Below are 9,297 nucleotides of genomic sequence, written 5' to 3' on the forward strand. Positions count from 1 at the left end.
GACATGGCGGGCACGGTCGAACAGAAACTGGCGGAACAGGGCATCAAGCTGCATGAGGCCCCCACCCCTGTCGCGAATTACGTGCCCTTCGTGCGCACCGGCAATCTGCTGTTCGTCTCGGGCCAGGTCTGCTTCGACCCGCAAGGTAAGCTGATCGCCAAGGGCAAGCTCGGCGCCGGCGTCTCGATCGAACAGGGCGCGGCGGCTGCGCGCGGCTGCGCCGTCAATCTGCTCGCCCAGGTCAAGGCGGCGCTCGGCGACCTCGACAAGGTCGTGCGCGTGGTGCGCCTCGGCGGGTTCATCAATTCGGCGCCCGACTTCCTGGACGGACCGAAGGTGCTGAACGGCGCCTCCGACCTCATGGTCGCCGCGTTCGGCGACAAGGGCCGGCATGCCCGCACCACCGTCGGCGTCGCTTCGCTGCCGGCGGACGCGGCGGTCGAGGTCGAAGGCGTTTTCGAGATCGCCTGACGCGGAGCTGACGGCGTTGCGTGCTCCTGATTGGTTGACGGCGCGGCCGGTCGCCCATCGCGGCCTGCACGATATTGCGCGTGGCATCGTCGAGAACATGCCGGGCGCGGTGCAGGCGGCGATCGCGGGCAATTTCGCCATCGAGGTCGACATCCAGCTCAGCGCCGACGGCGAGGCGATGATCCATCACGACCATGCGCTCGGCCGCCTCACCGAGGCGACCGGCGACGTGATCGGGAAGACCGCGGCCGAGCTGAAGGCCGTCAAATTCAAGGACACGGCCGAGCGGATGATGTCGCTGTCCGACCTCTGTGCCATGGTCGCCGGCCGGGTGCCGCTGGTGATCGAGGTGAAGAGCCATTTCGGTGGCGACCGCAAACTGGTGAAGCGGATGGCCGAGGTGCTGGCGTCCTATCAGGGTCCAGCGGTCGGCATGTCCTTCGATCCCGACCAGGTGCTGGCGTTACGCGAGTTGCTGCCCTCCCGCCCGCGCGGCATCGTTGCGCAGCGGAGCTACGAGGACGAGTACTGGGCCTACCTCACGCAGGAACAGCGGGACAGCATGCTGTACCTGCGCCACGGCTTTCAGACCCAGCCGCACTTCGTCGCCTTCAAGGTCGACCACCTGCCGGCCCCGGCCCCGTGGATCGCCAGGAACGTGTTCGGCTGTGCGCTGCTTGGCTGGACCGTGCGCACGCCTGAGCAGCGGGCGCGCGCCGGACAATACGCCGACCAGATGATCTTCGAGGGCTTCGTGCCGCAGGGTTGATATTCCCGACCCTTGAAGTCGCTGCTGCAATGCACGATCTTGGGCGCGATGGCATCATCTGAAATCACGCTCGAGGCCGTACCGTCCATCGGCGAGGTATCACCTCAGGATTGGGACGCCTGCGCCAATCCCGGCGGGTGCGGTGGGAACGGCAAGGCAACCTCACCCGGGCTTCCAGGCGATTCCCTCGGGATCTCAAAGCCCGCCTATAACCCGTTCGTCTCGCATGCCTTTTTCTCGGCGGTCGAGACATCGGGTTCGGCCACATCGCGCACCGGTTGGGCGCCGCGGCATCTCGTGGCCAAGATCGGAGACCGCGTCGCCGGCGTCGCGCCCTGCTATCTGAAATCGCATTCCCAGGGAGAATACGTTTTCGACCGCGGCTGGGCGGACGCCTATGAGCGCGCCGGCGGCCGTTATTATCCGAAGCTGCAAGTCTCGGTTCCCTTCACACCGGCCACCGGCCCGCGTCTGCTGATCCGCGACGGGGTCGATCGCGACAAAATCGCGGAGGCTCTGGCGGGCGGACTGGTGGCACTGTGCGGCGTCAGCAAAGCCTCCTCGGTGCACGTCACCTTCGCGCGCGAGACGGAGGCTAAGCTGCTCGCGGGGCATGGCTTCCTGCAACGGACCGACCAGCAATTCCACTGGCACAATCAGGGTTTTGCGACGTTCGACGATTTCCTCGCGACGCTGAACTCGCGCCACCGCAAGTCGATCAAGCGCGAACGGCGCGATGCGCTCGCCGCCGGGATCACGATCCACTGGCTCACCGGCGACGACATCACCGAAGACGCCTGGGACGCCTTCTTCGCGTTCTATATGGAGACCGGCTCGCGCAAATGGGGCCGCCCCTACCTGACGCGCGAATTCTTCTCGCTGATCGGCGAGACGATGAGCCGGGATGTGCTCCTGGTGATGGCGCGCCGCAACGATCGCTGGATCGCGGGTGCGATCAACTTCATCGGCTCGGACACGCTGTTCGGCCGCAACTGGGGCGCGGTCGAGCATCATCCCTTCCTGCATTTCGAAGTCTGCTACTATCAGGCGATCGATTTCGCGATCAGGCACGGCCTCGGCAATGTCGAAGCCGGCGCGCAGGGCGAGCACAAGATCGCGCGCGGCTACCTGCCGCGAACGACCCACTCCGCCCACTTCATCGCCGATCCGGGCTTGCGCCGCGCCATCGCCGATTATCTGAAGCGTGAACGCGCTTATGTCACGGAGGCCGGACGGGAGCTTGCCGAGCTCGGGCCATTCCGCAAAGACGCCGACGAGGCGCCTTGACGCCCTGCCGCGGCTGGTGACAGTAAGTGCAAAATCTCGAGGAGCTGCGATGACCGCCTACGATCCCAACAACATCTTCGCAAAGATCCTGCGCGGCGAGCTGACCTGCCACAAGGTCTATGAGGACGAGCACGTGTTCGCCTTCCTCGACATCATGCCGCGCGTGCCTGGCCATACGCTGGTGATCCCGAAGGCCCCTGCCCGCAACATTCTCGACATCAAGCCCGACGACTACGCCCACGTCGCGCGCGGAGCGCACAAGATCGCCGCCGCCGCCATGAAGGCCTTCAAGGCCGACGGCATCACCGTGCAGCAGTTCAACGAGCCCGCCGGCGGACAGGTTGTCTTCCACCTGCACATGCATGTGATGCCGCGCCACGACGGCGTGGCGATGCTGCCGCCCGCCAGCCGCAAGGAAGACGTCAAGGTGCTGGAAGAGAACGCGACCAGGCTGATCGCGGCGCTGAAGGCCTGACGCTCTCCATCGTCATTGCGGGCGAAGCAACCCAGGGGCTCCACGCGGCAGCAGTCCGGATTGCTTCGTCGCTGCGCTCCCGCAATGACGAAGTGGGAAAACCTCACTCCGTCTGGAAATCCCCCGCCTGCGGCGCGGCTAGCGGGGTGAATTCGCAACGATCCGGCTTGATGTCGATCAGCGGCGTGTGATCGATGCAGTCGAGGCCGCGCACCAGGATCGCGTTGCCCTCGATGCCGACCAGCTTCACGATCGAGGTGCCGATCGGATTGGGCCGCACCGGCGAGCGCAGAGAAAACGTGCCGCGGGTCTTTTCATTGTTCTTCGGGCTCTGCAGGATGATGTCGCGGCGCGACTTGTCGAGCCAGTAGAGCACTTCGAGATTGTTGTAGAAATCGACGCCCTTGATGGCCGGCACGAACGGCTCGAAGATCTCGAGCCTGCACACGGGACCGTCCTGCCGGCCCTGCCGCGGCGTCTCCAGCCGCGAGGTCCAGGGCGTGCGGATGCGTCCGATGAAGACGAGGCCGGCGTCCAGCGTCGACGGCAGCTCGATGGCGACCTCACCCTCGCGGAGTTCGTTCTCGCGAACCATATGTCCCGTTCCTTGGCTGTTCGCGGACGTTTTAGCCCAACCACCACTTCCCGGCCAGCATGAAGACCTCGCCGGCGACGACGCCGGCGAAGATCGAGCGGCGGGTCAGCAGGAACACGACGAGGCCGGCGGCCACCGCGCCGTAGCGCAAGCCGTCCGGCACGCTGGCGAGCGCGCCCGGCGGCTCGACCACGATCTGGGCGATGACGCCGGCCAGGATCGCGGTCGCCACCGCCTTCACCCAGACCAGCAGCTCGGAGCCCTCGTCGATGCCTCCGCCGAAATACAGGCCCAGCATGCGCCATATCTGGTTGGGGATGACGCCGGCCACGAACAGCACGAACAGCGCGTGCCAATCGCCGATGAGTTGCGCCGCGCTCATGCGCGCACCTCCCGCCACCAATGGACGCCGTAGGCGATCGTGCCCGCCACCAGGCCACTGACGAGGATGTCGAGACCGGAGTTCATCTTCGCCGCCAGCGGATAGAGCAGAACCCCGAGCGCCAGCGCGACGACGTCGGCAACCTCGCGGCTGTTGCGCGCGGTCGAGAACAGGAACGACAAGGGCGTGAGCATCAGGATCGCGGCACCCAATGTCTGCGTAAGGTTGGCGGCGAGGAAATAGCCGACCGTGTTGGCGGTGAGGCACACCGAGACCAGGCCGAAGCCGAGACCGTTGACGAAGGCGATGCGCCGTTCGCGCGGCACCTGCGGCAGGAAGCGATGGCATTCGACCCACAGCGTCACGGCCGTGAGGTGCGCCGCGAAGAACAGTTCACGCCGCTTGGTCGTCGGCGAGCGCATCAGCGGCAGCACCGAGACCACCATGGGAAACAGCCTGATGGCGCTGACCGTGACCGCGATCCCCGACTGGATGATGGTCGCGCCTGAACCGAGCGTGGTGATCAGGATGATCTGGGCCGGACCCGCCCAGACGAACAGTGTCGAGCAGAGCGCCCAGAGCAGGCTGAAATGGGTGTCGTGGGCGAGCGCGCCGATGCCGAGATAGGTCGCGAACAGGACGAGCGTGAGGATCGTCTGCGTGATCGAGCGCAGACCCCACGCAAAGGCGCGCCAGGGACTTTGCCATTGAGGTGAATCGAGCGGAGGAAGCGCCACGGGAAAGTTTGGCCGGGATGAGGAATCGTGCTCGCATAACGGGCAATACGGAAGCCGGCGTCAAGGAAGCGCGCGGCGGGTCTGGCATGCGCGCGGCCAATCCCCGAGCCTCGTCTTTCCCGGCCCGCGTCCGGACATGCGCCCCGCTACCCGCTCACGCCCCGGTTCTTCAGCACGAAGCAGGCGCCGCTCGCCTTGCGGATGCGATTGCAGAGATCATCGGCCTCGGCACGCGTATCGGTGCCGATGCGCACCTGGTAGAACGCGTGCGTACCGCGGCTACGCACCACCGAGGAGAGCAGGCTCGGATCGCGATTGCCGATCACCGCGCTCAGCCGCTTGACGGCGCGGGAATACATCGCGAGAGCCTTGTTGCGGTCGAAGCCGGCGGCAAGCTGCACACCCCAGATCTTCGCGGCGGCAAGCTCGACATGCTGCTCGAGCTCGGCGACGAAGGGATTGGGCGCGCGCTTCAAGAGAGCCATCAGGTCGCGGCAACTCGTCGGCGGCGAGCTCGGCGGCCCCTTGCCGGTCGCGCCGGCCTTGGCCCAGGCATCGACCGTCGCGCCGGTGATCGCGAAGACGTAGTTGCGCGTCTGCTCCGGCATGCCGCCGGTGCCGGCAAGCCATTCCTGCACCCGCCGCGGCCCGGCATTATAGGCCGCAGCCGCCAGGCCGAGATTGCCGAACTGGTTGCGCAGCTCGTTGAGAAACTCCGCGGACTTCGGCAGCGCCTGCACCGGATTGAAGGGATTGAGCAGTCCGCGCTCGCTCGCCGTGCCCGGCATGAACTGCGCGATCCCCTGCGCGTGCTCGCCGCTGCGCGTCATGGGCCCCACCGCATCGGCCTGGAAGCGGCTTTCCTGCCAGATCACGCGGGCGAAAAATTCCAGCGGCAGATTGGCGTCACGCGCAGCCGCCTCCACGATCAGACAGATGGATTCCCGTGTGTCGCTCTCGCGCGCATCGGCCGGCTTTTCCGGAGGCCTTGCAAGCTCCTCGACGCTCGGATGCACGAAGCGGTTCGGCGCCTCCTGGCCAAGCGCCGGCCACGCCGCGAGGGCGTAGCACGACACGGCGAGTACCCGGGCAATACGCATGGCGTCCACGATACCGGACAAATCGGACCTTGACTTGAGGGCCCAGCCAACTAGCAACGGGCGACGATATCAACACCGGGCCGCCCTGATGGTTACAATCTATTTTGATCTCGACGGCACCCTGACCAACCCGAAGCCGGGGATCACCCGTTCGATCCAGTATGCGCTGGAGCGGCTGGGCGTTGCGGTGCCGAGCGAAGACGATCTGGTCTGGTGCATCGGCCCACCCCTGCATGCGAGCCTGGAAAAGCTCACCGGCAGCACCGATCTCGCCGATCGCGCGCTGCTGCTCTACCGCGAGCGCTTCAGCGACGTCGGCCTGTTCGAAAACGAAGCCTATGGCGGGATCAAGGATACGCTGTCTTCGATCGCGGCGACGCATCAGCGCATGTTCGTCGCCACCAGCAAGCCCGCGGTCTATGCCAATCGCATCGTCGATCATTTCGGCTTGCGGCCGTATTTCGAGCGCGTATTCGGCTCGGAGCTCGACGGCACCCGTGTCGACAAGCGCGACCTGCTTCGTTACGCGCTCGACGAGGCGAAGGTCGATCCCCGCAACGCGATCATGATCGGCGACCGCAGCCATGACGTGGTCGGCGCGAGAACCAATGGCATGACCGCCATCGGCGTCCTCTATGGTTACGGCAGCGAAGCCGAGCTGCGGGACGCCGGCGCGCATCACATCTGCTCAACGCACCCCGAGCTGCCCGGTCACTGCCTGGCTCGATAACGGATCGAGCCATCAGATTCAGCCTTCGTTTCAGACGAAGGCAACGCTCGGGAATCCCAGATTGTGTTGCCGCGCGCCATGGATCAGTTTGGCGGCATGAGGATAGATTCCAAGACGAGCGGATCCGAGCTGCTGCTGAGCGTGATCGCCATCCGGCTTGCGGTGCTTGTCCTCGCAGGCTGGAGTCTCAGCCTTCTGCCGCGGCAAAATACCGACAGTCTGCCCGCCTGCATTCCGGCGACGCGGATCGAGGCACCGGCGCCGGCAAAGATGGTCAGCCCACGTGTCGGAGATCCCGCACTCGCCGACATGCTTCTTCACGACTGAGGCCCGCCGCCGCAGCAGCCTGCGCGGACAAACGCCCAGTCGTTCTCGCCCTCGCTCGTCTTGAGCTGCATCAAGCCGGCCGGACGCCCGCTGTAGCATCGTGGCGGCCTAGCGAGGCTGCCGATGCGCCGATTTGCCATGAAGGCCCTGTTCGCGGTGCTCAATCTCCGCCGCGCCGAGCGGACCCGGATCGATTGGGATCGCACCGTCCTGATCGGCTCGACGGCTGTCACGCTCGGGCTCGTCGCTCTCTACATCTTCGGAAAGTCGACGGCGCGCTGGTGAACGCGCGCAAGCAATCCGACCCATGCTCGCCGCGCCGGGCGGCCTGCTCCCGGCACAGGAACCGACCGGGGCCTGCCGGGTTGCGGTCCATCCCGCAATTTCCTAATCCGGGGGTGATCTACGCCTCCAATCAAGCTCGCTTCCATCATGTCGCCCGCCCCGATCGAGCACGCCGACGGCCTGCCGCAGCCACAGCGCAACCAGGCGATCCTGACCATCGCGCTCGGCATCACCATGGCCGTCGTCGACAGCGCCATCGCCAACGTGGCGCTGCCGACGATCGCAGCCGACCTCGATGCGAGCCCGGCCTTCTCGATCTGGATCGTGAACGGCTACCAGCTCGCCATCACCATCTCGCTGCTGCCGCTGGCATCCCTCGGCGAGATCATCGGCTATCGCCGCGTCTATCTGGTCGGCCTGCTGTTGTTCACGCTGGCCTCGGCATTCTGCGCGCTGGCGCATACGCTGTCCCTGCTCACGATCGCGCGCATCGTTCAGGGCTTCGGCGCGGCCGGCATCATGAGCGTCAACTCGGCGCTGGTGCGCTTCACCTACCCGCGCAGCCTGCTCGGCCGCGGGATCGGGCTGAACGCGCTCGTCGTCGCCTTCTCGGCCGCGATCGGACCGACGATTGCCGCCGGCATCCTCGCGGTCGGAAGCTGGCCGTGGCTGTTCGCCATCAACGTGCCGCTGGGCGTGGTCACGCTGGCGCTTGGATGGCGCAGTCTTCCCCATACCGAGCCGGCCGGCCACTCCTTCGACTGGCAAAGCGCCGGACTCTCCGCGATCGCGTTCGGCGTCGGAATCGCGGCGATCGACAGTCTCGGTCATGGCGAGGCGCCCGTCGTGTACCTGGTCCAGTTCGCGGTCGCCATCGTCGCCGGCGCGATGCTGGTCTATCGCGAAACCCACATGGCCTCGCCGCTGCTGCCGGTCGACCTGTTGCGGATTCCCGTCTTCGGACTGTCGATCGCGACCTCGATCGCCTCGTTCTGCGGGCAGATGCTGGCCTTCGTCGCGATCCCCTTCTACCTCCAAAGCCGCTTCGGCTATTCGGCCGTGCATATGGGCCTGCTGATCACGCCGTGGCCGATCGCGGTGGCCTGTGCGGCCCCGCTCGCGGGCCGGCTGGTCGAGCATTATCCGGCCGGGTTGCTCGGGGGCATCGGGTTGGCGCTGTTTGCCTGTGGCCTCGGCACGCTCGCCTTCCTTCCGGCGAACCCCACGCCGTTCGACGTGATCTGGCGCATGGCGCTCGCCGGTGCAGGGTTCGGCCTGTTCCAGACCCCCAACAACCGAACCATGATCGCGGCGGCTCCGCGCGAGCGCTCGGGCGGCGCCAGCGGCATGCTGGGTACGGCACGCCTGCTCGGCCAGACCACCGGCGCGGCGCTGGTGGCGTTGTTCCTCGGCCGCTACCCGCTGGAAGGAACCAGGATCGCGCTCCTCACCGGCGTCGGCTTTGCGCTGTGCGGCGCCCTGCTGAGCATGCTGCGGCTGTCCCCGGCCGGCGCCCGCGGTGCCGAGCATGTCCGCATCCAGGACGATCAGCGTTTCCGCGGCGATTGACATCGCCCCACGTGACGGCAGGCAGCAAAAAGGCCGGCTTCGCAGCCGGCCTTTTCAATTCATGACAGTCGGGATCAGGCCTTGACCAGCGGTCCCCTTGAGCTTGGCCCCTTCGAGCCGCCGGAACCGCCCGGCTTGGACTTGCCCGGCGGACGCTTGCGGGTGCCGGGCAGCTTCTCCTGCTTCGGCGTAACCGGTCCCTCGACGAACTCGAAGCCGATCTTGTCCTTGGTCTCATCGGCCTCGTCCTTCACCAGGACGACACGGACATGTCCGCCGCCCTTGAGCTTGCCGAACAGCACCTCGTCGGCCAGCGGCTTCTTGATGTGCTCCTGGATCACGCGCGCCATCGGGCGCGCGCCCATCTGCTCGTCATAGCCGTGCTGGACCAGCCAGGCCTTGGCGGGCTCGGACAGCTCGATGGTGACGTCGCGGTCACCGAGTTGCGCCTCGAGCTGAAGCACGAACTTCTCGACGACGGTGCCGATCACCTCGACGCTGAGATGGCCGAACGAGACGATGGCATCGAGACGGTTGCGGAATTCCGGCGCGAACTGCCGGTTGATCGCC

12 protein-coding genes and 1 pseudogene are annotated in these 9,297 nt (G+C 66.3%); 8 read left to right on the forward strand and 5 right to left on the reverse strand.

Features of this window, described 5'->3' with window-relative positions; all coding sequences use genetic code 11:
• The first annotated feature begins 3 nt into the window (after window positions 1-3).
• From QM712_RS28785 to QM712_RS28800, 4 genes are read left to right on the forward strand one after another with little or no spacing between them, the layout of a single operon-like run.
• Window positions 4-471, forward strand: a complete 468-nt coding sequence (locus tag QM712_RS28785; protein WP_415026542.1) for a RidA family protein — start codon at window positions 4-6, stop codon at window positions 469-471.
• 16 nt (window positions 472-487) lie between these two features.
• Complete coding sequence (locus tag QM712_RS28790; protein WP_415026543.1) at window positions 488-1,240, forward strand: glycerophosphodiester phosphodiesterase; 753 nt, start codon at window positions 488-490, stop codon at window positions 1,238-1,240.
• 48 nt (window positions 1,241-1,288) lie between these two features.
• Entirely contained in the window at window positions 1,289-2,527 is a 1,239-nt protein-coding gene (locus QM712_RS28795) for a GNAT family N-acetyltransferase (RefSeq protein WP_415026544.1), read from the forward strand.
• A 49-nt stretch (window positions 2,528-2,576) separates the two neighbouring features.
• Window positions 2,577-3,002, forward strand: a complete 426-nt coding sequence (locus tag QM712_RS28800; RefSeq protein ID WP_415026545.1) for an HIT domain-containing protein — start codon at window positions 2,577-2,579, stop codon at window positions 3,000-3,002.
• A gap of 103 nt (window positions 3,003-3,105) precedes the next feature.
• Here the strand turns inward: QM712_RS28800 and tsaA are convergent, their stop codons facing one another.
• The 4 genes from tsaA to QM712_RS28820 form a co-directional block, all read right to left on the reverse strand.
• Window positions 3,106-3,597, reverse strand: coding sequence for a tRNA (N6-threonylcarbamoyladenosine(37)-N6)-methyltransferase TrmO (gene tsaA / locus QM712_RS28805; RefSeq protein WP_415026546.1), 492 nt, complete (start codon window positions 3,595-3,597; stop codon window positions 3,106-3,108).
• A 31-nt stretch (window positions 3,598-3,628) separates the two neighbouring features.
• On the reverse strand, window positions 3,629-3,979 hold the full coding sequence (locus QM712_RS28810; protein ID WP_415026547.1) for an AzlD domain-containing protein: 351 nt from the start codon (window positions 3,977-3,979) through the stop codon (window positions 3,629-3,631).
• Window positions 3,976-4,716 (reverse strand): AzlC family ABC transporter permease, encoded by a 741-nt coding sequence (locus QM712_RS28815; RefSeq protein WP_415026548.1) that lies wholly within the window; start codon window positions 4,714-4,716, stop codon window positions 3,976-3,978. Before QM712_RS28815 ends, QM712_RS28810 begins: the two co-directional genes overlap by 4 nt.
• 146 nt (window positions 4,717-4,862) lie before the next feature.
• The gene (locus QM712_RS28820; protein ID WP_415026549.1) at window positions 4,863-5,816 is read right to left on the reverse strand and encodes a transglycosylase SLT domain-containing protein; all 954 of its coding nucleotides are present in this window, start codon (window positions 5,814-5,816) and stop codon (window positions 4,863-4,865) included.
• Window positions 5,817-5,904: 88 nt separating this feature from the next.
• Between QM712_RS28820 and QM712_RS28825 the strand changes: the two genes are divergently transcribed.
• From QM712_RS28825 to QM712_RS28840, 4 genes are all read left to right on the forward strand, one after another.
• Complete coding sequence (locus tag QM712_RS28825; RefSeq protein ID WP_415026550.1) at window positions 5,905-6,546, forward strand: HAD family hydrolase; 642 nt, start codon at window positions 5,905-5,907, stop codon at window positions 6,544-6,546.
• Between the two features lie 63 nt (window positions 6,547-6,609).
• Window positions 6,610-6,873, forward strand: coding sequence for a hypothetical protein (locus QM712_RS28830; protein ID WP_415026551.1), 264 nt, complete (start codon window positions 6,610-6,612; stop codon window positions 6,871-6,873).
• A gap of 123 nt (window positions 6,874-6,996) precedes the next feature.
• Window positions 6,997-7,158, forward strand: coding sequence for a hypothetical protein (locus QM712_RS28835; RefSeq protein WP_415026552.1), 162 nt, complete (start codon window positions 6,997-6,999; stop codon window positions 7,156-7,158).
• Between the two features lie 147 nt (window positions 7,159-7,305).
• Window positions 7,306-8,727 (forward strand): MFS transporter, encoded by a 1,422-nt coding sequence (locus QM712_RS28840; protein WP_415026553.1) that lies wholly within the window; start codon window positions 7,306-7,308, stop codon window positions 8,725-8,727.
• 74 nt (window positions 8,728-8,801) lie between these two features.
• Here QM712_RS28840 and clpA read toward each other — a convergent pair.
• Window positions 8,802-9,297 (reverse strand): annotated as a pseudogene (gene clpA, locus QM712_RS28845) (ATP-dependent Clp protease ATP-binding subunit ClpA); the annotation flags it as partial.

Origin of the sequence: Bradyrhizobium sp. (genome assembly GCF_047605465.1) — a bacterium.
In the GTDB taxonomy this organism is placed as follows: domain Bacteria; phylum Pseudomonadota; class Alphaproteobacteria; order Rhizobiales; family Xanthobacteraceae; genus Bradyrhizobium.

What these genes read in the sequence shown, in the direction of transcription:
- QM712_RS28795 (WP_415026544.1), top strand. Translation starts at nt 1,289, where the DNA reads ATGGCATCATCTGAAATCACGCTCGAGGCCGTACCGTCCATCGGCGAG.
- QM712_RS28800 (WP_415026545.1), top strand. Translation starts at nt 2,577, where the DNA reads ATGACCGCCTACGATCCCAACAACATCTTCGCAAAGATCCTGCGCGGC.
- QM712_RS28840 (WP_415026553.1), top strand. Translation starts at nt 7,306, where the DNA reads ATGTCGCCCGCCCCGATCGAGCACGCCGACGGCCTGCCGCAGCCACAG.
- QM712_RS28785 (WP_415026542.1), top strand. Translation starts at nt 4, where the DNA reads ATGGCGGGCACGGTCGAACAGAAACTGGCGGAACAGGGCATCAAGCTG.
- QM712_RS28820 (WP_415026549.1), bottom strand. Translation starts at nt 5,816, where the DNA reads ATGCGTATTGCCCGGGTACTCGCCGTGTCGTGCTACGCCCTCGCGGCG.
- QM712_RS28810 (WP_415026547.1), bottom strand. Translation starts at nt 3,979, where the DNA reads ATGAGCGCGGCGCAACTCATCGGCGATTGGCACGCGCTGTTCGTGCTG.
- tsaA (WP_415026546.1), bottom strand. Translation starts at nt 3,597, where the DNA reads ATGGTTCGCGAGAACGAACTCCGCGAGGGTGAGGTCGCCATCGAGCTG.
- QM712_RS28825 (WP_415026550.1), top strand. Translation starts at nt 5,905, where the DNA reads ATGGTTACAATCTATTTTGATCTCGACGGCACCCTGACCAACCCGAAG.
- QM712_RS28835 (WP_415026552.1), top strand. Translation starts at nt 6,997, where the DNA reads ATGCGCCGATTTGCCATGAAGGCCCTGTTCGCGGTGCTCAATCTCCGC.